Annotated in this window: 22 protein-coding genes; 18 read left to right on the forward strand and 4 right to left on the reverse strand. The window is 44.3% G+C overall.

Translation table 11 applies throughout. From position 1 onward, the window contains the following. Positions 1–19: 19 nt before the first annotated feature. Positions 20–1,147 (reverse strand): IscS subfamily cysteine desulfurase, encoded by a 1,128-nt coding sequence (locus LQ188_RS10950; RefSeq protein WP_230176801.1) that lies wholly within the window; start codon positions 1,145–1,147, stop codon positions 20–22. A gap of 104 nt (positions 1,148–1,251) precedes the next feature. On the opposite strand from LQ188_RS10950, the gene nadB reads away from it, so the two are divergent. Genes nadB through nadA form a run of 3 tightly spaced genes read left to right on the forward strand, consistent with a single transcriptional unit; the run spans position 1,252 to position 4,770 of the window. Next, positions 1,252–2,835 carry an L-aspartate oxidase gene (gene nadB, locus LQ188_RS10955; RefSeq protein WP_101222778.1) on the forward strand — a complete coding sequence of 528 codons (1,584 nt, stop codon included), beginning with the start codon at positions 1,252–1,254 and terminating at the stop codon, positions 2,833–2,835. After that, positions 2,816–3,667: a carboxylating nicotinate-nucleotide diphosphorylase gene (nadC, locus tag LQ188_RS10960; RefSeq protein WP_230176802.1), complete on the forward strand. Its 852-nt coding sequence runs from the start codon at positions 2,816–2,818 to the stop codon at positions 3,665–3,667. The genes nadB and nadC overlap by 20 nt, the downstream gene beginning before the upstream one ends. Beyond that, entirely contained in the window at positions 3,664–4,770 is a 1,107-nt protein-coding gene (gene nadA / locus LQ188_RS10965) for a quinolinate synthase NadA (protein WP_101222776.1), read from the forward strand. The genes nadC and nadA overlap by 4 nt, the downstream gene beginning before the upstream one ends. A 313-nt stretch (positions 4,771–5,083) precedes the next feature. Here the strand turns inward: nadA and LQ188_RS10970 are convergent, their stop codons facing one another. Beyond that, the gene (locus LQ188_RS10970) at positions 5,084–5,929 is read right to left on the reverse strand and encodes a neutral zinc metallopeptidase (RefSeq protein WP_230176803.1); all 846 of its coding nucleotides are present in this window, start codon (positions 5,927–5,929) and stop codon (positions 5,084–5,086) included. A gap of 367 nt (positions 5,930–6,296) precedes the next feature. Between LQ188_RS10970 and safA the strand changes: the two genes are divergently transcribed. The 10 genes from safA (at position 6,297) to yajC (ending at position 15,494) form a co-directional block, all read left to right on the forward strand. Continuing rightward, the gene (gene safA, locus LQ188_RS10975) at positions 6,297–8,504 is read left to right on the forward strand and encodes a SafA/ExsA family spore coat assembly protein (RefSeq protein WP_230176804.1); all 2,208 of its coding nucleotides are present in this window, start codon (positions 6,297–6,299) and stop codon (positions 8,502–8,504) included. After that, on the forward strand, positions 8,494–9,441 hold the full coding sequence (locus LQ188_RS10980; RefSeq protein WP_230176805.1) for a phosphotransferase: 948 nt from the start codon (positions 8,494–8,496) through the stop codon (positions 9,439–9,441). Before safA ends, LQ188_RS10980 begins: the two co-directional genes overlap by 11 nt. A gap of 102 nt (positions 9,442–9,543) precedes the next feature. Beyond that, on the forward strand, positions 9,544–10,143 hold the full coding sequence (locus tag LQ188_RS10985; RefSeq protein WP_157831014.1) for a YhcN/YlaJ family sporulation lipoprotein: 600 nt from the start codon (positions 9,544–9,546) through the stop codon (positions 10,141–10,143). Between the two features lie 109 nt (positions 10,144–10,252). Then, entirely contained in the window at positions 10,253–10,753 is a 501-nt protein-coding gene (locus LQ188_RS10990) for an intercompartmental signaling factor BofC (protein ID WP_230176806.1), read from the forward strand. Between the two features lie 343 nt (positions 10,754–11,096). After that, positions 11,097–11,711 carry a Holliday junction branch migration protein RuvA gene (ruvA, locus tag LQ188_RS10995; protein WP_101222771.1) on the forward strand — a complete coding sequence of 205 codons (615 nt, stop codon included), beginning with the start codon at positions 11,097–11,099 and terminating at the stop codon, positions 11,709–11,711. An 11-nt stretch (positions 11,712–11,722) separates the two neighbouring features. Beyond that, positions 11,723–12,721, forward strand: a complete 999-nt coding sequence (ruvB, locus tag LQ188_RS11000) for a Holliday junction branch migration DNA helicase RuvB (RefSeq protein ID WP_230176807.1) — start codon at positions 11,723–11,725, stop codon at positions 12,719–12,721. Continuing rightward, positions 12,718–12,924, forward strand: a complete 207-nt coding sequence (locus LQ188_RS11005; RefSeq protein ID WP_137020415.1) for a DUF2905 domain-containing protein — start codon at positions 12,718–12,720, stop codon at positions 12,922–12,924. The genes ruvB and LQ188_RS11005 overlap by 4 nt, the downstream gene beginning before the upstream one ends. A gap of 38 nt (positions 12,925–12,962) precedes the next feature. Further along, positions 12,963–13,991, forward strand: coding sequence for a tRNA preQ1(34) S-adenosylmethionine ribosyltransferase-isomerase QueA (queA, locus tag LQ188_RS11010; RefSeq protein WP_230176808.1), 1,029 nt, complete (start codon positions 12,963–12,965; stop codon positions 13,989–13,991). A gap of 36 nt (positions 13,992–14,027) precedes the next feature. Continuing rightward, positions 14,028–15,167 carry a tRNA guanosine(34) transglycosylase Tgt gene (gene tgt / locus LQ188_RS11015; RefSeq protein WP_101222768.1) on the forward strand — a complete coding sequence of 380 codons (1,140 nt, stop codon included), beginning with the start codon at positions 14,028–14,030 and terminating at the stop codon, positions 15,165–15,167. A gap of 42 nt (positions 15,168–15,209) precedes the next feature. Then, positions 15,210–15,494: a preprotein translocase subunit YajC gene (gene yajC, locus LQ188_RS11020; protein WP_076365002.1), complete on the forward strand. Its 285-nt coding sequence runs from the start codon at positions 15,210–15,212 to the stop codon at positions 15,492–15,494. A 46-nt stretch (positions 15,495–15,540) separates the two neighbouring features. Here yajC and LQ188_RS11025 read toward each other — a convergent pair whose 3' ends face one another. Beyond that, a complete protein-coding gene (locus LQ188_RS11025; protein WP_174524159.1) occupies positions 15,541–15,912 on the reverse strand; it encodes a TIGR04086 family membrane protein in 372 nt (123 codons plus the stop codon). Positions 15,913–16,081: 169 nt separating this feature from the next. On the opposite strand from LQ188_RS11025, the gene LQ188_RS11030 reads away from it, so the two are divergent. Beyond that, entirely contained in the window at positions 16,082–16,762 is a 681-nt protein-coding gene (locus tag LQ188_RS11030) for a DUF421 domain-containing protein (RefSeq protein ID WP_230176809.1), read from the forward strand. A 28-nt stretch (positions 16,763–16,790) separates the two neighbouring features. Here the strand turns inward: LQ188_RS11030 and spoVB are convergent, their stop codons facing one another. Next, positions 16,791–18,353, reverse strand: a complete 1,563-nt coding sequence (gene spoVB, locus LQ188_RS11035) for a stage V sporulation protein B (protein ID WP_101222766.1) — start codon at positions 18,351–18,353, stop codon at positions 16,791–16,793. Positions 18,354–18,524: 171 nt separating this feature from the next. Between spoVB and LQ188_RS11040 the strand changes: the two genes are divergently transcribed. The 4 genes from LQ188_RS11040 to LQ188_RS11055 all read left to right on the forward strand — a co-directional run bounded on the left by LQ188_RS11040 (position 18,525) and on the right by LQ188_RS11055 (position 24,313). Then, positions 18,525–18,830: a post-transcriptional regulator gene (locus tag LQ188_RS11040; protein ID WP_157831013.1), complete on the forward strand. Its 306-nt coding sequence runs from the start codon at positions 18,525–18,527 to the stop codon at positions 18,828–18,830. A 196-nt stretch (positions 18,831–19,026) separates the two neighbouring features. Continuing rightward, the gene (gene secDF, locus LQ188_RS11045) at positions 19,027–21,288 is read left to right on the forward strand and encodes a protein translocase subunit SecDF (RefSeq protein ID WP_230176810.1); all 2,262 of its coding nucleotides are present in this window, start codon (positions 19,027–19,029) and stop codon (positions 21,286–21,288) included. A gap of 146 nt (positions 21,289–21,434) precedes the next feature. Further along, positions 21,435–23,810: a single-stranded-DNA-specific exonuclease RecJ gene (recJ, locus tag LQ188_RS11050; RefSeq protein WP_101222763.1), complete on the forward strand. Its 2,376-nt coding sequence runs from the start codon at positions 21,435–21,437 to the stop codon at positions 23,808–23,810. After that, a complete protein-coding gene (locus LQ188_RS11055) occupies positions 23,801–24,313 on the forward strand; it encodes an adenine phosphoribosyltransferase (protein WP_034308789.1) in 513 nt (170 codons plus the stop codon). The genes recJ and LQ188_RS11055 overlap by 10 nt, the downstream gene beginning before the upstream one ends. Positions 24,314–24,371 lie beyond the last annotated feature (58 nt).

The raw sequence follows: 24,371 nt of genomic DNA on the forward strand, positions 1-24,371 counted from the left end.
TAACACAGATTGGAGGATTTTATCGAATGGCAGCTATTCCTTCGATGCAGTCCGCCAACTTTTGAATGTCGTCGGCCGTCGTGTATTTGCCAAAGGAAAAGCGGACGAATTGATGTGCTTCATCTTCGCTTTTCCCAATGGCCATCATCGTTTTTGAAGGATCCTGTTTACCGATTTGACAGGCGCTTCCCGTCGAAACGGCGAATCCTTTCTGGTTTAATTCCAGCATGATGTACTGTCCTTGCAATCCAGCGAAGGTCAGCGCCAGAATGTGAGGCAATTGCTCGTTTTTTGCTTCGATGATTTGAAAATCGATTTTCCTATCCGTTAGCCGTTGGATCAATTGCATCCTAAGTGTGGAAATCCGTTTTCGTTCATCTTCCATGATATCCCCCAATTTCTTAGCAGCGGTTACAAAGGAAGCTATTCCGGGGACGTCCACTGTTCCTGGTCGGAAACCATATTCATGAGTGATATTCGGGACCGAAGCCTTCAACTGATGGATGGCCGGGAAAATGACGGCCCCAGTCCCTTTTGGACCATAAATCTTATGACTGGAAACGGATAGTCCATCACATGAGGCAGCTATCTTGCCAAGCGGTAATTTAGCAAATGATTGGACACAATCCACATGAAAAAAGGCCTGGTGTTTACGAACGATTTCACTTATTTGCTCAATGGGTTGAATGACCCCGATTTCCGAATTCACATGCTGGACGATGACCAAGCATGTTTTCTCCGACATACATTCCTGGAGATGTTCAATATCAACACGGCCATCTTCCAAATGCCGTAAATAAGTAACCTCGAAGCCATCTTGTTCAAGCTTCGTCACGAAATTGGCAAGAGATGCATGTTCAGTTCGGCTTACGATCAAGTGGTTCTGCCAGGATGGTTTCGAAGCGATGAATGTATCTATGGCCAGCATGTTGCTTTCTGATCCGCCGCTCGTAAAGATGATTCCTTCCTTTTTTATGTTCAGCATTTCTGCGAGTTGCTGTCGTGACATATCCAATAAACGTGCCGCCTCAGAGCCAATATCATGCAAACTGCTCGCATTCCCGAAAAACTTCCGGGATGCTTGGCTGAATACGTCTAGAGCCTCCTCATCAATCGGAGTTGTAGCGGCATAATCCAAATAAATCAAGAAATCACTTCCATCCTTTAATCTTAAAAAACTTCTTGATAATAGTTTAATAATATGTAAATATAGTTGTCAAGACACCTGTCATAAACAGGAGGAATGAAATAATGGTAAAAGCGGAAATCATCGTGATAGGCAGCGGTATTGCTGCCTTGAAAACGGCATTGGAAGCAAGTGAACATAAGCATGTGATACTCATCACAAAATCAAATATCCGTCATGGCAATTCTTATTTAGCTCAGGGCGGGATTGCTGCTGCAATATCTGATCGTGACAGAGTATCCTTACATAAAAAAGATACGCTGGCGGCTGGTCAGCGATATAACAAGGTGAAGGCAGTGGAAAAACTCGTCGAAGAGGCACCTTCGGTAATAACTGATCTTATTGAATCGGGTATGCGATTTGACCATGATCATGACGGAACACTATTGCTTGGCATGGAGGGCGCCCACAGTGAACGAAGAATTCTCCATAGTCACGGAGATGCTACCGGGAAGTACATGATGGAACATCTTATAGGGTGCTTGAAAAAATCATCGATTACTGTGCTGGAGAATGTTGCTGCAGTGGAGTTGATCATCGGGAAAGATGATTCCTGCATAGGGGTCAAAACACTTGATAAGGCAGGTGATCTTGCTGCCTATCATGCTGAACAGACGGTTTTGGCTACAGGCGGCTGTGGTTCCCTATACCATTTCACTTCAAATTCACAAACGGTATCAGGTGATGGAATTGCACTTGCATTCAAGGCCGGGGCAAAAGTTCGTGACATGGAATTCATTCAGTTTCATCCGACCCTGCTTTTTGTAAATGGCAAAGCGCAAGGGCTGGTTTCAGAAGCGGTCCGCGGGGATGGTGCGAGATTAGTGACGGAAATGGGAAGGCCGATCATGGAGGATGTCCATAGCTTGAAGGATCTAGCTCCAAGGCATATTGTGGCACAAACGATTTTTTCCTATTTGCAGCGCGGTGAAAAGGTATTTTTGGATATTTCGATGATTAAGGATTTTAAGATTCGTTTTCCGACAGTGAGCTCATTATGTGAAAAAAGCGGGCTGGACCTTCAATCGGGGAAAATCCCCGTTGCACCTGGAAACCATTTTCTAATGGGAGGAATTGAAGTGGATGAATTCGGGCAGACCTCAGTTCCTTCTTTGTTTGCTGTTGGTGAAGTAGCGTGCACGGGTGTACATGGTGCAAACCGATTGGCAAGCAATTCACTTCTCGAAGGGCTGGTTTTTGGAAATACACTTGGCCGTTTCCTTGCTAAAGTGCCGGCAAGGACGATACCGGAAGAAAAAGAGCAGTCCAAGAGTTCCAGTCCAGTTACCTTTTTACCTGATCTCACGACATTGCAGGAAAAATTAATGAACGAAGCGGGAATCGTTCGAGATGAAGCGGGATTAACTCGACTGAAGGATTATCTTGAGACATTTGATATCGAAAAATTGCTGCATTTGGAAGTAACGGAATTAACGATAGAAGAAATAACGAAAATAAATGCCATGATAGTGGCGTGGCTGATTGCCGAATCCGCATTGACCAGAACGGAAAGCAGGGGCGGTCATTTCCGCAGTGACTATCCAAGCGAAGATGACGCCAAATGGCTTGAAAATTCGGTTATCCTTGCTTGCACCGATGTGAAAAACCGAGTGAAAGGGAGACGACTATATGAATATATTGAAGCTTAAGCAGATGCTGCAACAATTTTTATTGGAAGATATAGGGGAATGCGATGTAACGAGTGATACGATTTTCGATCAAGGTGAACAAGGGTCTTTGACATTCATCGCAAAAGAAGGCGGGGTCTTTAGTGGAGGGGACGTCATCAAGACGGGATTTGCATTATTGGATGAGCAAATCGAGGTTTTCCTTTTTGTTCAAGATGGCGAAGTCTTTGAAGAAGGACAGCAGCTTGCAAGAATGACCGGCGATATGGCATCTCTTTTAAAAGGGGAACGGGTCGTTTTGAATTTAGTGCAGCGTATGTCCGGCATTGCTACACAGGCTAATAAAGCTGCCATGATTTTAGCGGGGACGAAGACGAGAGCTTGTGATACGAGGAAAACTACACCTGGCCTGCGGATGCTTGAAAAGTATGCGGTCCGTTCCGGCGGGGCATACAATCACAGAAATGGTCTGTATGATGCAGTCATGATAAAGGACAACCATATTTCTTTCGCTGGGTCCATAACGAAAGCGGTTCAAACGGTAAAATCCAAACTGGGACATACCACTAAAGTGGAAGTGGAAACGGAATCACCACAACAGGTGCTTGAAGCAGTGGAAGCCGGTGCAGATATCATCATGTTCGATAATCGAAGCCCAGAAGAAATCAAGCAACTGATTAAATTGGTTCCCGCCCACGTCATAACTGAAGCTTCTGGAGGGATCAATTTAGACAATCTAGCCTCATATCGGGAAACAGGGGTAGATTATATTTCGTTGGGCAGCTTGACCCACAGTGTCAGGGCACTTGATATTAGCGCAAAGGTCAAAGAATGTGAGGGGATTTTGAAATGAACATATTGGAAATGGCTAAAACAGCAGGAAATGCATTGCCTGAAACGTATAAAACGATGACAAAGGAAGAGATGGAGAATCGGGTCCGGGACATTAAGGAACGACTGGGGAACCGCCTTTATATCCCAGGTCATCATTATCAACGGGAGGAAGTCATTCAATTTTCGGATTCAACGGGAGATTCACTTCAATTGGCTCAGCTTTCAGCGCAAAATCGCGAAGCGGATTATATCGTGTTTTGCGGTGTGCATTTCATGGCTGAAACAGCTGATATTTTGACGGAAGAAGGGCAGACGGTTATCCTTCCTGACATGCGTGCAGGTTGCTCCATGGCGGATATGGCGGATATTGAACAAACGGAACGGGCTTGGACAAAGCTTCAGGATTTATTTGGCGATACGATCCTTCCGCTAACTTATGTTAATTCCACCGCGGCCATCAAAGCATTTGTAGGTAAAAATGGCGGGGCGACAGTGACTTCTTCCAATGCACAAGGGATGGTCTCGTGGGCACTTTCGCAAAAGGAAAGGATCCTTTTTCTTCCCGATCAGCATCTTGGGAGGAATACAGCCTTTGACCTTGGCATCTCATTGACTGAAATGGCTGTCTGGGATCCGCATAAGGATGAATTGATTTATGAAGGGGAGCTCGAAGATCTGAAGGTACTTCTTTGGAAAGGACATTGTTCAGTCCATGAAAATTTCACCACAACTAATATTGAAACGCTTCGAGCGGAGCAGCCTGAAATGAATATCATCGTTCATCCCGAATGCCGCCGTGAGGTAGTCGCCCTTTCAGATTATGCGGGTTCGACATCGTACATCATCAATATGATCGAAAGAGCCGAACCAGGCAGTTCCTGGGCAATCGGAACGGAAATGAACCTTGTCAAGCGACTTATCGCCAATAATCCTGACAAGAACATCATCTCGTTAAATCCGAATATGTGTCCATGTCTTACGATGAACCGAATTGATCTGCCTCACCTGCTGTGGGCGCTTGAATCCATTGAAGAAGGTATAATCATCAATCCGATCAAAGTGGAGAAGAACATTGCGGATAATGCAATCCTGGCCTTAAACAGAATGCTGGAACGCGTTTGAGTCAGTGCTTACTTGGATCATAAGAAAAAGAGGGGCAATACCCCTTTGAGTTTGTCCGCTTGATGTGGATTGGAATGGTCTTATCCCGTATCCCTATTACAATTTTATCAAAGAATTATTGCCATGACTTTAAAACAAGACCGAGTAATCCATGTATTTTTACTGTTTTAGCTGAACCTCACAGGATTTCTGAAATCAACTGCAATTTTTAACATAAAAAAAGTAGACAAACTCGCTTTTCTTCGAATTTGTCTACAATCTGAAGGGGGGATAAGCCCCCCTTTTTTCTTTTAATCTAAACAGGTAAGAACTTTTAAAGGTTACTCGCTTTAAAAGTATTGCCTTCATTCATATCCCCGGATTTAAAACCTTTATTGAACCACCGTTTTCTCTGTTCGGATGTACCGTGTGTGAAGCTGTCCGGAACCGCATACCCCTGCGCCTTTTCTTGGATACGGTCATCCCCCACACCACTTGCTGCATTCAAGGCCTCCTCAAGATCGCCTTTTTCAAGCAAATTCTCTCCTTGGACATGATGTGCCCAAACTCCAGCCAAATAATCGGCCTGTAGTTCAAGACGGACAGAATACCTATTATATTCAGTCTCGCTGACCTGTGAACGATCGGGCATTTCCTTTTCCGTTGTCCCTAAAAGTGTCTGAACGTGATGTCCGACTTCGTGGGCAATAACATAGGCCATGGCGAAATCACCAGGTGCCTGGAACTCTTGCTTCAACTCTTGATAAAAGCTGAGATCAATATATAGTTTCATGTCACCCGGACAATAAAATGGCCCTACGGAAGAAGCTGCCATTCCGCATGCCGATTCGACACTGCCTGAATACAGGACAAGGTTCGGTTTCTTATATTCCAGTCCATTTTTTCGGAATTCTTCTGTCCAGACCTGCTCCGTTTCTGCAAGGACGACAGATAGGAACTGCGCAAGTTCCTTCTCTTCATCAGTCTCGACATAAGTGCTGCCATTGTTTGATTCAGTAGAATTCAAACTGCCTAGCAATTCGCTAGGATTACCGCCAAGGAGCGTCACGATCAAGACAATTACCAATCCGATTCCTCCGCCGATTCCGGCCATGCCTTTTCCGCTCATGCCTCTTCTGTCCTCGACGTTCGAGCTGCCCTGTCTACCTTTCCATTTCATTATTATTCCCCCCAGGGATGTAAGATAAGTACCTGAAGACAAAGCCTTAGGTCATTTACCTTCTTATACCCGGATTTCCCTGAGTTTAGACAGAAGTTTGAAAGAAGCGTTTCATAACATGATGGCTTCAAACCTAAAAGCCATTGCCTCCTTTTTTTAGAATGAAGGCAATGGTCCCAATTAAATTTCCTTTTTGAAGATTTTATATCATTTAGTTCCTCTCCAAAAAAGTACCTTCCATTTCCCTAAATCATTGATCCAATCATAAATGTCATTTTTCAAGCATAAGTTTTCATGATAAAAATAATAGCAATTCACCCACTGCTTCATAGAATATATGGACATATGCACAGGAGGGGTTAACAGCGTGAAAATTCATATAGTCCAAAAAGGCGATACACTTTGGAAACTCGCCAAAAAATACGGCGTCAGTTTTGAAGAACTTAAAAAAGTTAACGCGCAATTGAGCAACCCGGATATGATGATGCCCGGAATGAAAATTAAAATACCAGGGACATCCGGAGCTGTAATAAAAGAAACGGCTAAACCAAACGTGAATATTCAACCGGGAATTAAAGAATCCCAAATTCAACCGTACCAGGCTCAGCCAGCGCCTATAAAAGAACAGCCAATTATGCAAAAACCGGCTGTTAAAGAACAGCCGATGTTTCAACAGCCGGTAAAAGAACAGCCGAAATATCAACAGCCGGTAAAAGAACAGCCGAAATTTCAGCAGCCGATGAAAGAGCAGCCGAAATTTCAGCAGCCGATGAAAGAGCAGCCGAAATTTCAGCAGCCGATAAAAGAGCAGCCGAAATTTCAGCAGCCGGTAAAAGAACAGCCGAAATATCAACAGCCGATAAAAGAGCAACCAATCGTTCAACAGCCAGTGAAGGAAAAACCAGTTAAGAAAGAGCAGCAGATCATTCAGCCAAAGCCAATCATTAAAGAAAAGCAAAAAATCGTTCCAAAAGAAATTCCGGTGCCCATGCCGGTGATTCCGGAAATCGATATCAATAATTACTATATGGTCAACATGACCAATATGAGTGTGCAAAAGCCTCCTGCACCACCACCTTTACCAAAGAAAAAAGAAGAGCCGGTAGCCACTAAAAAGAAGAAAAAGCCAGCTGTACAGCCAGCACAGGAATACATTGAGCCGGTGGATGATTGTATTCCAGTAACACCAATTTTGCCCGGAAGCGGTTATTGCATTCAGCCGCCACCGTGGGCGCAGATGCATATGCAAGCCCCATATCAAGGAGTTCCAGGGTATCAGGCGGCTCCGGAAGTACATGGTTATCAAATGATGGAAGAGAGCTCTGATGTTTGGGGAGAATCTTCTGACATGTACATGATGGATCAAGGATTCGTCCAAGGGGCGAGCATGAATATACCAAGCCAGCAACAATATCCATATCAAGCCTCCGCACCGGTTCCGCACCATTACTATGGAGGGATGAATCAACAAGCTCAAGTAGCAGGTTCATATATGCAGCAAGATTATGAGTCACCAGGCGAATCGCCATCTTCATACAACAACAATAACTATAACTTCCCTCAGCAGTATAACCAGGCTGCCGGTGAGGAAGAGGAAGATTGCGGCTGTAATAAGGGGTTACTTGGAACTTATGGGCCGGATGTGAAAGGGCAGTATCAAGGAAACCAAAAAATGGATGCCAATGCACATCACAATCCAGATTATCACCAATATCAATCCGTTCAGTCACAGCAGCAACAGGCCCCATACCAAGGGATGTCACCTAAAGAGTCTCAAATGGAGAAAGAGATGCAACAATATGAAGAAGAGTCAGTAGAATCGGCTCAATATGAAGGGTTCATGATGATGGGCGGCCAAAACGGAGGCCAGCCAGACATGATGATGGGCGGTCAAAACGGAGGCCAGCCAGATATGATGATGGGCGGTCAAAACGGAGGCCAGCCAGATATGATGATGGGCGGTCAAAATGGAGGCCAGCCAGATGATGATGGGGGGTCAAAATGGAGGCCAGCCAGGTTGATGATGGGCGGCGAAAACGGAGGCCAGCCGTGGATGATGGGCGGTCAAAACGGAGGCCTACCCGGCATGATGATGGGCGGTCAAAACGGAGGCCAGCCGGGCATGATGATGGGCGGCCAAAACATAGGCCAGCCGGGGATGATGATGGGCGGTCAAAATGGAGGCCAGCCAGGTATGATGATGGGCGGTCAAAACGGAGGCCAGCCAGGTATGATGATGGGCGGCCAAAACGGAAGTCAGCCAGGCATGATGATGGGCGGCCAAAATGGAGGCCAGCCAGGTATGATGATGGGCGGTCAAACCGGAGGTCCGCCGTGGATGGGCCGTCAAAATGGAAGTCAGCCGTGGATGATGGGCGATCAAAACGGAGGCCAGCCGGGAATGATGCCTAGACAATTTGGTGGTCAGCCGGACATGATGCGCGGTCAGCTAGGGGGGCAACCTGAAGCTATGTTACCTGGACAAATGGGTGGCCAGCCAGGCCAATTCGGGGGCGTTCGTGCGCCTGAAACATTTGGGATACCGACATATGTAGATGAAAGCGATGACTACTAATTATCAAGGAGACAGTGTTTTTAACACTCGTCTCCTCTCTTATTTAAATCGTAAGCCAAGGAATGTCCAACATATTCAAAGCAGTGTCTATTTAATAACTTTTGAAAAGGGTCATCCAATGGTCCTTAAAGGATTCGACAGCTTTGAAAAGTGGGATCGGCAAAGAGAATTGACTTCATTGTTAAAACAAAAGGGTTTTCATCAAACGTATTATATTCATCAGAATTTAATGCCCTTTGAATTTAAAGGGAAATGGTATGGGAGTATGGACTATTTTCCGCCGAGCAAGAAAAAATTCAAATATTCCAATCATAAGGACCGTTTAGAGGGAATTAAGTTACTGGAAAGCTTTCATGATGTGTCGGAGCATCTCTCCATTAACGCGCCTGTATTCAATCAATCAAAAAAGTGGAAAGAACGTTTATCACTTTTTAAAAAGAACTTTTCTTATGTTCGCCAATATGTTTCCGAAGATATTATCAAGGAATGGATTAGATGGGGGGAGTGGGCGCTAGAGGGGTTTGATAAAAATCAGTCTTTATGGAATAAGGAAAAGAAAGTAATCATTCATGGTGATTGTGCCCACCATAATTTCTTGCGCAGAGCGGACGGCACTTTGACTTTAATCGATTTTGACTTAATGGCAAATGCCCCGAGGTGCATTGATTATTTACAGTATGCAAATCGAATATCGCATCATTTGGAAGATGCGGCCACCGATCTGTGGGAAGTGCCGCAATTGCAAAGGTATCAGTCAGACCCGGCCTTTTTATATGCTTTAACTTATCCTACCGATATTTTCCGTGAATGGAATCGCCTTAATAAAAGTTCTTCCCAGCTTCATTCGGTCTGGAAAATGTCCGTGGAAGGTTTTTCGGAGCGGATGGCGATGAATGAAAAATTGGCAAAAAGGATTTCTTCCCTTAATAGGAATTAAAACGGTTTTTTGGCCGTATCTTACAGAGTACATTTCCCGTTCGACACCCATGCTAATTATGAGCGGAATATAGCTCATTCAATTGCAATGGGAGGGTTATTGGTGCAGAAAATAAAATGGGCACAGCCGCTTTGTACGGTATTGGCCGCCGTCAGTTTGGTTGGATGTGCTAATAATGATACAGCGGAAAATGAAAATATCACGAATGATACAGGATACCATGAAAAAGATGCATTGGTACGCAACATCAATTATGAGAATATGGTGCAAGGTTTATACAATAAAGATGATGCGTACAGTAAAAGTGACCGTAACTACCATGGACATGAGAGTAAACCGCTTAAGGCGCGATCATCTTATTATAATTCCTATGAAGGCGCTTTAGCCGACAAAGTCAATGGTGTCGCCAATAAAGTGGAGCCGGTCATCGATACCAGGACGATCATCATGAAAGACGAAATGCTGGTAGCCTTGCTGCTTGATGACTACAGCCAAGCAAAAGATGTTAAAGAAAGAATCAAGAAGGAAATCGGACCGCTTACCAATGGCCGTACCCTATATGTCACCACAGATGAAGGTGTCTATTTCAGGACGATGACACTTGATAACAATCTTCGGGATGGCGACACGAGGGAAATGATCATTTTAGATGCCAATGACATGTTCGATAACCTTAACATTCACGAAAATCACTTGAAATAATTAGTGAGCTGACCCGATATGGAGTCAGCTCTTTTTGATTTTTTTCTGGTTAATAATCCTTATTTGGGTCAAACTACATAAAAAGTAAACGCCTTAAGAGGTGAGTATATTGATTAATCAACTCAGAATCCAATTTTTCATGACGCTTTTCATATTGCCATTTTGCTTAACCGTTTTTGCCGAAGAAACCGTTCAAAAGGAAAATGATCCAATTGAGAGGAAGGTCATTCTTCAGCGTATGTATCTGGATGGCGAGTTAAGTGAAGAGAAATTGACAGAAACCATTTGGTCGATGGAGGACTTTTGGTCAAAATATGAAGGATGGAAAGTAGTCGATCAAAATGAAGAGCAGATTGTCATGAAGAAAATTGAAAATGACATATCTCCGCTCTTAAAAGCGAACGGTTACCTTGGTATGAGGGAAGATGGTACGTTATCCATTTTTATCGGAAGGCCTGAGCATGCCAAGATCATTCATACTTTCTACCAAATAGACGTTGGTAAACTAGAAGCATACAAGCAGGAGGAACTGCAAAAAGGGATTCCGATCATGAATAAAGACCAATATAAACAGCTTATTAAAGAATATGAGCCATATTCGGTAAACTAGGGTGGGATGATATCCGATCCTTCAGACTGTAGATAAACTCGATAATAATGGAGTTTGTCTACAGTTTTTTTATATTTACAATTTAACTGTTGATTTCCACTGCAGGCACTCGCTTTCTGCGGGCGGTCCGTCCTCGGAGCCTTTCTGCCTGTGGGGTCTCGCTTGGACGCGTATTTCCGGCAGGAGTCTCGCATACCCATTCCAATTAACATTGTTTTATGGATGATAATGACACCGGAAGTAATGTGAAAGGACTTTGCAGACTATGAAATAACTTTTAATGAACAACACCCCCTTTTTATGATAAAATGAGAGGTACAGCAAAATCAGGGAGAGAATTAATTTGTATGATTATATAAAAGGCAAGGTCGATTATATTGGGCCTGAATACATAGTTGTGGAAAATGGGGGGATCGGATATCAAGTGATGACGCCGAATCCTTTTATTTTTTCCGCTCAATACCAGAAAGAAATTCAAGTTTACCTGTATCATTATGTTCGTGAGGATATGGCAGCATTATATGGATTCCAGACTCGTCAAGAAAAGGCGTTATTCACAAAATTATTGAATGTAACCGGAATCGGGCCGAAGGGTGCTCTAGCCATATTGGCATCAGGCCAGGTTGATCAGGTGGTGCAGGCAATCGAAAATGAAGATGAATCGTTTTTGGTGAAATTCCCGGGAGTCGGAAAGAAAACGGCAAGGCAAATGATCCTCGATTTAAAAGGGAAACTTGAGAATATAATTCCGGATGCGTTTCCAAGCTTGTTTAACGAAGGCGTCACGGCTGCACTAAGTCCAAATGGTTATACAGAGGAATTGGATGAAGCCGTTCTTGCATTGAAGGCTCTTGGTTATTCTGAAAAGGAAGTCCAAAAGGTTGCCAAGAAATTGCAGGCTGAAGATATGACGACCGAGCAATATATTAAGAAAGCATTGCAAATGATGTTAAGATAAGGAGTGGCGCAATGGAGGAGAGAATATTCAATCAGGAAGCCGATTTGAACGAACTGTCCTTTGAACAAAGCCTGCGGCCGCAAAACTTAAAGCAATATATCGGACAGGATAAAGTGAAAGCGAATTTAAGTGTATATATCGAAGCGGCAAGGATGCGTGAAGAAACGCTCGATCATGTACTTTTATATGGACCGCCTGGCCTTGGAAAGACGACGCTTGCCGTCATCATCGCCAATGAAATGGGTGTGAATATCCGCACGACTTCCGGTCCCGCCATTGAGCGGCCGGGAGATCTGGCGGCCATTTTGAGTGCACTTGAACCGGGTGATGTATTGTTCATTGATGAGATTCACCGTCTTCCCCGTGTCGTTGAAGAAGTGCTATACCCGGCTATGGAGGACTTCTGTCTGGATATTGTAGTCGGTAAGGGGCCGGAAGCCCGTTCGATCAGGATCGACTTGCCGCCGTTTACCCTCGTAGGGGCCACGACACGTGCAGGCTCACTGTCTGCACCGCTCAGGGACCGTTTTGGCGTTTTGAGCCGTCTTGAATATTATACGGAAAACCATTTGACTGATATCATCATCCGTACTGCAAGAATCATGGATACGGAAATGGATGATCAAGCAGCGGCAGAGCTTGCAAGAAGATCAAGGGGCACACCAAGAATAGCCAATCGGCTTTTACGGAGGGTCAGGGATTTCGCCCAGGTACGCGGTGATGGTACGATAACGGTCGAGCTTGCCGATTATGCGCTTGAATTAATGCAGGTCGACCGTTTAGGACTCGATCATATTGACCATAAATTACTTAAAGGGATTATTGAAAAATTCCGTGGCGGGCCCGTGGGGCTGGAAACGATTGCTGCAACGATTGGCGAAGAGGCACATACGATCGAAGATGTGTATGAACCATATCTGTTACAAGTCGGTTTTCTTCAGCGTACCCCAAGAGGCCGGATGGCAACACAGCTTGTTTATGAGCATTTCGGAATGGAGATGCCTGAATGATGAATATACCAAAGATGGTTATGATTCTGGGTGTGATTATATTCGTGATTGGTTTTGCGATGAAATATATCAGTCTCGGCAGGCTGCCGGGAGATATTTTTCTGAAAAAGGGGAACACGACGTTTTACTTTCCCATCGTTACATCAATCATCGTCAGTGTTGTATTGTCCGCGATTTTTTATTTGATCGGCCGTTTTAAATAATGATTACAGCTTGATAGACACGTAAGGAAGTGGAACAGATGAAATTGGATATGTTTGATTTTCATTTACCGGAGGAACTGATTGCCCAAGTTCCTTTGGAGGATAGGGAAGCAAGTAGATTGATGGTGCTGGACAAAGAAACCGGCAAGCTTCAGCATGATGTATTCAGCCATATCACGGAATATATCAAACCGGGAGATTGCCTGGTGTTGAATGATACGAAGGTGCTTCCGGCCCGGCTTTACGGCAGTAAAGAAGGAACGGGTGCAAAAATCGAAGTCTTGCTGCTTAAGCAAGAGCATGATGATGTATGGGAAACGCTTGTGAAGCCGGCCAAACGGATTAAAGAAGGCTCGACAATCGTTTTTGGCGATGGTAAGCTGAGTGCCGTTTGTACAGGTGTACTTGAGCATGGCGGCCGAATCCTTGAATTTAAATATGAAGGCATATTTTATGAAATACTGGAGAAGCTTGGCGAAATGCCGTTACCTCCATACATCAAGGAACAACTCGACGACCAGGACCGCTATCAAACGGTTTATGCGCGTGAACGGGGATCTGCAGCCGCACCTACCGCTGGCCTGCATTTTACGGAGGAGTTGCTCGGGAAACTTAAAGAGATGGGTGTCCACATCGCATTCATCACGCTGCATGTCGGGCTTGGTACATTCCGTCCAGTAAGTGTCGACGATATTGATAGCCACGAAATGCATTCCGAATTTTATCAAATGACGGAAGGCACTGCCAGATTACTGAATGATGTGAAAGGAAAAGGCGGGAAAATCATTACGGTCGGCACTACGTCCACAAGGACATTGGAAACGATTGCGTCCCGCAATGATGGGGTTTTCAAGGAAGAGAATGGCTGGACGAGCATCTTCATTTATCCTGGTTATGAGTTCAAAGGAATCGATGCGATGATAACGAACTTCCATTTGCCCAAATCGACTTTAATCATGCTGATTTCTGCACTTGCGGGCAGGGAGCATGTCCTTCATGCCTATGAAACGGCTGTGGAAGAAAAATACAGGTTCTTTAGTTTTGGAGATGCAATGTTAATTAAGTAATATAAGAGTGAGAAGCTCTTGAAGGGAGTTATTGCGTTGACTGCAATACGATATGAGTTAATCAAAACATGTAAACAGACAGGGGCACGGCTAGGCCGGGTCCATACGCCGCATGGTTCTTTCGAAACTCCGGCATTTATGCCGGTTGGAACGATGGCTACTGTCAAAACGATGTCCCCGGAAGATTTGAAACAAATGGGGGCTGGCATCATCCTGAGCAATACTTACCACTTATGGCTGCGTCCGGGGCATGAAATCATCAAGGAAGCTGGCGGATTGCATAAGTTCATGAACTGGGATCGGGCGATTTTGACCGATTCAGGCGGCTTTCAAGTCTTCAGTTTGAGCGAGTTTCGCAAAATTGAAGAAGAGGGCGTGCATTTCAGGAACCATCTGAATGGCGATAAATTATTCTTATCCCCGGAAAAAGCGATGGAAATACAAAATGCGCTTGGCTCAGATATTATGATGGCATTCGATGAATGTCCGCCATTTCCGGCGACTGAAGAGTATATGAAGAAGTCGGTTGAACGGACATCGCGCTGGGCGGAACGCTGTTTGAATGCACATGAGCGTCCTAATGACCAAGGGCTGTTTGGTATCGTTCAAGGCGGGGAGTTTGAAAACCTTCGCAAACAAAGTGCAAAAGACCTTGTCTCCCTTGACTTCCCGGGTTATGCTATTGGAGGGTTATCCGTTGGGGAACCGAAGGATATCATGAACCGCGTCCTTGAGTTTACAAGTCCGCTGCTGCCAAGTAACAAACCTCGTTACCTGATGGGAGTCGGTTCGCCGGACTCATTGATTGATGGTGCACTCCGCGGTATCGATATGTTTGACTGTGTACTGCCGACGCGAATTGCGCGTAATGGTACGCTCATGACGAGCAATGGGCGGCTGGTTGTGAAAAATGCGAAGTATGCACGCGATTTCGGTCCAATCGATGAAAATTGCGATTGCCATGTTTGCAAGAATTATAGCCGGGCATATATCCGCCATTTGATTAAGTGTGAAGAAACCTTTGGGATTCGTCTTACGACTTACCATAATCTTCATTTTCTGTTAAACTTGATGGAACAGGTCAGACAAGCTATTCGAGAAGATCGTCTTGGAGACTTTAGGGAAGAGTTTTTTGAGCAGTATGGTTTCAATGAACCAAATGCGAGAAACTTCTAATTCCATAAATATTTTAATGAGCGAAAGGAGTGAATATACAGAATGGGTTCTTTAACACAAATACTTCCGTTGATTTTAATGTTCGTATTGTTCTATTTCTTATTGATCCGCCCGCAGCAAAAACGCCAAAAGGCTACGCAAAGCATGCAAAGCAGTCTGAAAAAAGGTGATAAAGTTGCTACTATCGGCGGTATGCACGGAACAATCGATGCAATCGATGACCTGAAAATCGTCATTAAATCACCAGACGGCACAAAACTGACTTTTGACCGTGCAGCAATCCGTGAAATTACGGAAAGCGCACCGAATAAGGAAGTATCCGTATAAGACAAACGAAAACCGGGCCATGTGCCCGGTTTTTTTTGCTGTTTTTTTAATCGGTGCGGGAGTCGGAACTCATGTTGACCCCAAGCACGCCGCCCATCATGGCCGTAATCACGAAACAGCCATAGTATATCCATTGCTTGATCGTGAAAAGTGCATCGTGACCTAAATATTGAAAAAGGAACACGACCAACAGATAAAGCAGCCCAGTGCTCCCGCCCAAGAATAGTCCTTGCTTTTTCCCTTTGCCTCCTGAAATGAATCCACCAATGAACAGCGATAAAAAGGACACAATCATGATCACGTATGTCAGGGATGATTCCGTCAGTGAAGTAAAACGAAGAAGGATGGAAACGATTAAACTAGCAATCATCGCTATGGCAAAGATGGAGCCTACGCCATAAATTACGGCGACACTCATTTTTTTAGTTTCGATGGGTATTCCTCCTTTTTGAAAGGCTGATACGTATAGCCTGTTTATGTGTTTGTACAAGCATATTCCCGATATCGAACCTTTAGACCAGGTTTAGGAAGCTTCCCGCAAAATTAGAAAAGAATATGGAGTAATTTTTCAGTTCCCAAGCCATGCTATGGATGAAGGATGTGGTATTGAAGTGGATATCCTGGCTATTATTTTTAGAACAACAGTGATCTATCTAGTCATCTTAATCCTTTTTCGAATGATGGGTAAGCGGGAAGTTGGGGAATTGAGCATTCTTGATTTAGTGGTATCCATCATGATCGGGGACATTGCCGTCCTTTCCTTTGAAGATTTGGATAGACCATTTTTCAGGCAAATCATTCCGATGTTCGTTCTTGCTTTCATCCAAATAATATTGGCTTTCATTTCATTGAAAAGCATTAGATTTCGAAACATCGTGGACGGTACGCCCCAGATCATCATCAATCAAGGGAAAATAGATGAAAAAGCGATGCGTAAGCAACGATATACTTTCGATGATTTATTGACCCAGCTGCGAGAACAGGGGATTAGTGATTTAAATGAGGTGCAATTCGCAATCCTCGAATCTACCGGGAAGCTTTCGATCATCAAGAATACCAAAGACAAAAGGTCTAAAACCAAGGAAACACCTTTTCCCCTTATAATCGACGGGGAGATACAGGAGAGGAATCTCGATAGAATTGGCAAAAATCATTTTTGGCTCCGGCACCAGTTGAAAAAGCTGGGAGAAACGAAGATTAAAGAGATTTCGATTTGTGGGTACATAGATGGCCAATTTTACATCGACAAAAATGAAACGAAGAAATGACCGAAGCCTTTTAATGCTTCGGTTCATTTTATTTCCAAGCGAATTTTGATAAAAAGCCGCCCACTACAGGAATCCTGATCAGATCCGCCTTTTTTATGCTGCCGGTCATGAGCAGGAAAAATGTGAACAGCAGGATAACGACCGTCACGGAAAGCAAAAGCCGTATGCCAAGAGGCTGTGAGGAGAGCGGGAATTGATAAAGATAATAACCTCCCCACCCGGAAATTAAGGCAAGGACCAATGCTGACATATAGCTGCGGAAATGAAGCGTGAAAGGGACGACCTTCAGTACAGTTGAAAAATGCAGGAAGGTAACGAGCATCGTACCGACGGCTATCCCGATTGCGGCGCCCATGATCCCGAAACTTTCCTTTGACGCCAGCAGCCAGATCACACCGATTTTAAGGATGTTACCTGCCAGGCTGTTGAACATTGCTGCCTTTGCAAGATCCAGTGCTTGCAGCATGGATTGCAGCGGATATTGAAAGTAATAAAGGATGAAAAAGGGTGCCAGGAATTTAATGAAAACGGCAGCATGCGAAGAGCCATACATGACTTGTAAAATCGGTTCGGCAAAGATGAACAGAATGACGATAGCTAAACAGCCTGTGATAAAGGTGATTTTCAGTGCCTGCTGAAGCCTGTGTTCAACGAGTGAAAAGTTCCCTGTCGTACGGGCTTCGCTCACTGCCGGGACAAGTGCCGTCGCCAATGATGACGTAACGAAGGAAGGAAGCATGAGTAAAGGCAGGGCGTACCCTGTCAGCTCCCCGTATTGACTTGTGGCTGCGGCCGCGGTGACTCCGGCGAGTGCCAAACTCTGGGCGACCACTATCGGTTCGAAAAACCATGAAACCGATCCAATCATCCTGCTTCCGGTGGAAGGAAGGGCAATTCCCATCAATTCGGTGAACGTTCCTTTTCCGGATTTGACATTCTTGAAGAAACCCTTTCTGAACTTAAAATGTTTCTTTAATTTAAAGCTGGTCAATAAGTAGATGAGAGATACAAGCTCACCGATAATCGATGCGAACATCGCCCCGGCTGCAGCATATTCGATTCCATATGGCAAAAAGGCCTTTGTCAGGACAGCTATGAAAGTGATTCGGGCCACCTGTTCGATAACTTGTGAGAAAGCGAATGGCTTCATATTTTGCTTGCCTTGGAAATAACCGCGCAGTACGGAAGATATGGCGATGATCGGTACTATAGGGGCAATCGCCATGAGCGGCCATACAGTCCGTTTATCAGTGAATAGGTATTCTGAGAGAGCCGGTGCGAAAAGCAGCATCGCAGGAGTGAAAATCATCGATAGAGTAAAGGTGCAAGCCAAAGAGACGACAAGGATTTTCTTGATTTTCCGTTCATCACCTCTGGCATTGGCCTCAGCCACGTATTTCGAAATGGCGATTGGCAGGCCTAACTGGGTTATGTTCACGACGAGAAAGAGGGTCGGTAAAGCCATCATATATAAACCAACGCCTTCTTCGCCGATGAAGCGGGCGATGACAATGCGGTTAATGAAACCAAGAACCCGTGTAATCAGGCTTGCGATTAATAAAATCAGCGTCCCTTTTAAAAATTTGGACATTGAACTCCCTCCCTGCCTTCTCAAAAAAGCGGTTATGCTATACAATTATCTATATGCTTGTACTTGGACAAAGCATGACAAAAGTGTTTGTTTGCGTTCTAACAAATGATAAGAAACCCTTCTAAGAAAATGCGCATTCATTTGAGAATCATTTTTACTGGAGGCAAAGTGATGGCAAAAAAGAATCATCCCTATCAAAGGTATTATCTAAAGGTGCGTCCATTTTTAAAGAGCAAGCGTGAGGAATTCCAAATGGTCGGATTGAATGCCGTAACGGAGGAAGACATATGGGGAACCTTAACCAAAAATAAATGGAAGCGTCCTCAGGAAAACATTCACATACATGAACTTGTCGCAGATATCGTGACATTTTCGAGCAACCAGTTCATGACCTTCCAAATGGTCGAAGCTTATAAATCACCAAACCTATTTGAGCCGCTTTCTGAAGATGAACTGAAGGAACTTTTGAAAGAATGACGCAAAGATATACTTAAATTGACAGCTGTTTGTATTTGACTCATAATAGATATGGTCATGCTTTTTTTGGAAAAGCATGGAAAGCTGTGTCTTTTTTCTCAAGAATGAAAAGGGAATGCAGTTATCATATGAACAAAAAATGACAGTTTTTTTAACTTCAGGAACAGGCGTATTATAGAAAGGGGCCTACTACATAATGGTAAAAAGAAGCAGGATCGTTGCGTTTTTTCTAATCGCACTTTTGATTTTCGCAGCGATGGGGACGACTTCAAAAGGAATCCTAAAGGATATCAAGCTGGGTCTTGATCTTCAAGGCGGTTTTGAAGTGTTATATGAAGTAAAACCGCTGTCTGGGGAGAAAATCACCCCGGATGTTTTACGGGCTACAGTAAGCTCGCTTGAGCGGCGTGTCAATGTTTTGGGTGTTAGCGAGCCTAACATTCAAATCGAAGGGAAAGATCGGATCCGCGTTCAATTGGCTGGGGTCAAAGACCAGAACAACGCTCGGGAAATCCTTTCGACACAAGCTAAATTATCCTTCCGTGATTACAACGATAAGGAAATGATGACCGGGGCCGACCTGAAAGAAGGCGGGGCGAAACAAACGTTCCAAGATAATCAACCGGTTGTTGAAGTCACATTGAAAGATGTGGATAAATTTAAGGACATCACTCAAAAAATATCCACGATGGAAAGTCCGACTAATGTACTTGCAATCTGGCTGGATTTTGAGGAAGGAAAAGATTCCATCAAAGATACCTCTTCACAGGACAATATGATTTCAGCTCCAGCTGTCAGTGAAGTTTTTAATACGAAGAAGGTGTATATTACCGGTCAATTCACGGTTGAAGAAGCGAAAGAGCTTGCAGCCCTTCTGAATGCAGGTGCCCTTCCTGTGGATTTAACAGAAAAGTACTCCACTTCTGTAGGTGCCCAATTTGGTGCAGGTGCACTGAATGATACTATTTTTGCAGGAATCATCGGAATTGCACTTGTTTTTATCTTCATGCTTGTGTATTACCGCTTCCCGGGATTCATTGCAGTCGTTACTTTAAGCATATACATTTTCTTGACTCTATTAGTGTTTGATTGGATGAATGCGGTCCTTACGCTGCCTGGTATTGCGGCATTGGTACTCGGGGTCGGGATGGCTGTCGATGCCAATATCATAACCTATGAGCGAATCAGGGATGAATTGAAACTTGGTAGATCCGTTAAGGCGGCTTATAAAGAAGGTACTAAGAATTCACTTGCTACAATCACGGATGCGAATTTAACGACCCTGCTGGCTGCGGCCGTACTGTTCTATTATGGAACAAGCTCGGTTAAAGGGTTTGCCACCACTTTGATCATTTCGATTTTAATGAGTTTCATTACAGCCGTTTATGGTACACGCCTCTTCATGAGCCTGTGGGTGAATAGCGGGTTCCTCGACAAACGTACAGGATGGTTTGGCGTGAAGAAGAAGCACATTCACAATTTATCCGAGAAGATGGATTTAATGTCATTGCCAACACGCTTTGATAAAATCGATTTCGTCAAACATAGGAAAGTTTTTTATGGCATTTCAATTGGTGTCACCATCATCGGGATCATATTCCTGCTCGTCTTTAGATTGAATCTCGGGATTGATTTCACGAGCGGCACTCGAATCGAGATTGCTTCCAAAGACGTCTTGACGACACAGCAAGTCAAAACCGAAATGGAAAAGGTCGGTATCGACGAAGAAGATATCAAGGATGTCAGGCTCGCTGGACAAGACAATAAGAATGCTGTCGTTCGGACAGTCGGTGTCCTTGATAAACAAGAGATTGCTGAATTGAAGGACCATTTCAAGAAGGATTACGGAGCAGAACCGAATGTCAGCACCGTATCACCGACTGTAGGGAAAGAGCTTGCGAAAAATGCCATGTTTGCGTTAGCGATTGCATCAATCGGAATCATATTGTATGTATCGATACGATTTGAATGGCGAATGGCTGTTCCTGCCGTTGTCGCGCTTATACATGATGCATTCTTCATCATCACGATTTTTAGCTTACTCCGGCTCGAAGTGGATATCACCTTCATTGCTGCGGTTCTGACGATCGTCGGTTATTCGATCAATGATACGATCGTAACCTTTGACCGTATTCGTGAAAACCTACGCTTCAGCCGTAAAATCAAAACCGCCGAAGAGCTTGAGAACATTGTTAACATCAGTATCAGGCAAACTTTGACGAGATCCATTAACACGGTTCTGACCGTTCTCATTACGGTCATCGCATTGATGATCTTCGGTAGTGAAGCTATCCGAAACTTCTCCATTGCCTTGTTCATCGGTTTGATATGCGGCGTTTATTCATCGCTATTGATCGCTTCCCAATTCTGGCTTGATTTAAAAATCAAGGAATTGAAGAAGAAGGGTCCGCTGAATACCGCAAAAGAAAAGAAACAAAGTCTTGAAGGACAAGTTTAATAGGTGAGAGGGGGCTGGCATGATGCCAGCCTTCTTTTTGTTAAACTAAGTTTATTTGATAGGGAATTACAGCCATTTATGAGTTTAAAATAAAATTGAAACTGGTATATTCGTTTTGTATAATGAGTAGGTTGAGGGGTGAATAAATGTTAAAGCCAAAAACACGGTGGAACTTGCAATCTGCCGATGAAAACAAAGTTGCTGTACTAGCTGAAGAGCTTCATATCACACCTTTGGTTGCAGCCCTGCTTGTGAATCGAGGCCTGGATACAATTGAAAGTGCCCGATCGTTTTTATTTGTAAAAAATCAAACTTTTCATGATCCATTTTTATTGAAGGATATGGATAAAGCAGTATATAGAATAAGAGAAGCCATTCAAAATGGGGAAAAAATACGTATATTCGGTGATTATGATGCGGATGGCGTGACATCGACCACAGTGATGATGACGGCGCTGATGAAATTGGGGGCCAATGTTGATTTTTATATCCCGAATCGGTTTACAGAGGGGTATGGTCCGAATCCGATGGCGTTCCGCCTTGCAGCTGAGCAAGGGGTGAAGGTATTAATAACCGTCGATACCGGAATTTCTGCAATCGATGAAGCGAAACTTGCCGGCGAGCTTGGCATGGATTATATATTGACCGACCACCACGAACCGGGGCCGGAACTGCCTGAGGCATTGGCAATCATCCATCCTAAACTTGAGAACAGTTCCTATCCATTTAAAGACCTTGCCGGAGTAGGGGTCGCATTTAAGCTTGCGCACGCCCTGCTTGGGGAATTGCCTGAGGATCTGCTTGAAATAGCGGCAATCGGCACGATAGCGGATTTAGTGCCATTGCAAGGGGAAAACCGCCTCATTGCTGCGAAAGGCATCGAGCAGTTACGTTTGACTCGCCGCCCGGGACTTGTTGCGTTAATGAAAGTGGCGAATGTTCAGCAGGAAGCATTGAATGAAGAATCAATCGGCTTTGCGATGGCACCGAGGATCAATGCTGTCGGGCGCCTTGGAGATGCCGATCCCGCTGTCGATTTATTGATGTCACAAAGCCTGGAAGAAGCGGTGGAACTTGCGAATGAAATTAATGATATCAATAAAGAGCGGCAGGAAATGGTTGCTGCAATGGCGGCGGAAGCGATTGCTGAGGTCGAGGAAAACTTCCCGCCGGAGTCCAATGGCGTGCTCATCATCGGAAGGGAAGGCTGGAACGCAGGAGTCGTGGGGATCGTTGCCTCTAAACTTGTTGAACGCTTTTACCGGCCCACGATTGTATTGAGCTATGACCGGGAAAAGGGATACGCGAAAGGTTCTGCTCGGAGCATTGCCGGTTTCGATCTTTTTCAAAGTCTTTCCGCCTGCCGTGAACTGCTGCCTCATTTCGGTGGGCACCCGATGGCTGCTGGAATGACATTGAAAATTGAAGATGTCCAGGAGCTCAGGGACCGCATGAATTTGATTGCGAAGGAACAACTGAACGAAGAGGACTTCACACCGATTACAAACTTGGACGGGGCTACGACTTTAGCTGACGTTTCCATTCAAACGATTCAGGAAATGAGCTTGCTGGCGCCATTTGGGGTAACGAATCCCAAGCCGAAGATATTGATAGATTCCGTACAGCTTTCAAGTGTCCGCAAAATAGGTGCCAACCAAAATCACTTGAAGGTCCAGCTGGAAGATGGTGAAAATCACAAACTTGACGGTGTGGGCTTCGGTCTTGGTCATTTTGTCGATGAAATAGCTCCACACGCTGAGGTCTCGGTTATTGGTGAGCTTTCCATCAATGAGTGGAATAATATGAAAAAGCCCCAGATCTTTGTCCAGGATGTCTCGGTGAACCATTGGCAGTTATTCGATTACCGCGGCAAGGGACAGGCAGAGAAGTGGCTTGCCGACATTCCTGCACAAAATCGGAAGATCGTCATATTTTCGGAAGATATTTATAGCAGATATCCATTTTTACAAAATCATCCGGATCTCGTTATTATCAAGAATGAACTGGATGCAGAGCAGCTCGACTGCTTCGAAGGTCATTTGGCATTCATGGACATGCCGCCGTCAAGGGAATATTTGAAACGGGTGGTTGCCGATAAGCACCCTTCGCGTATCTACGCTCACTTTTCCCATGAACAGGACCATTTCCTAAGTACGATGCCAACAAGGGATCATTTCAAATGGTTTTATGCCTTCCTTGCCAAAAAGGGACCGCTCGATGTGAAAAGATATGGTGATGACCTAGCCAAATATCGCGGCTGGTCAAGAGATACTGTGGATTTCATTTCTAAGGTGTTTTTTGAGCTTGATTTTGTTACAATAGAGAATGGGTTAATTATGCTCACAACCAATGCGAAAAAACGCGATCTCAGTGAATCTGAATCGTATACAAGAAAGAAAGAGCAATTTGAGCTTGAACAAGAGCTTGTTTATTCTTCCTATCAGCAATTATTCGATTGGTTCAATCATTATTTAGTTCATGAGGCAACAGACCTTGAGGAGGAAACAAAGCAATGGATTTAAAGCAATATGTAACAATTGTGCAAGACTGGCCAAAACCGGGTATTGTCTTCAAAGATATTACAACATTAATGGATAACGGTGCAGCTTATAAATACGCAACAGACCAAATCGTCGAGTACGCTCGCGATAAGAATATCGACTTGGTGGTCGGGCCGGAAGCGCGCGGATTCATTATCGGATGTCCAGTCGCATACTCATTGGAAGTGGGCTTTGCTCCAGTGAGAAAAGAAGGAAAACTTCCACGTGAAACGATAAAAGTCGAATATGGATTAGAATATGGCAAGGATGTATTGACAATCCATAAAGATGCCATTAAACCGGGACAGCGTGTATTGATTACGGACGATTTACTTGCTACCGGGGGAACAATCGAAGCGACGATCAAATTGGTTGAACAGCTTGGCGGAATTGTAGCCGGGATTGCATTCCTCATTGAATTGACTGACTTGGATGGTAAAGATAAATTAGACGGCTATGATGTCTTGACATTAATGAGCTTTTAATAAAGAAGAGCACTCTGACCAGGGTGCTCTTTCTGTTTTTACCCGTTTTTTCTGGATT

The organism is Peribacillus sp. Bi134 (assembly GCF_918698065.1).
In the GTDB taxonomy this organism is placed as follows: Bacteria; Bacillota; Bacilli; order Bacillales; family DSM-1321; genus Peribacillus.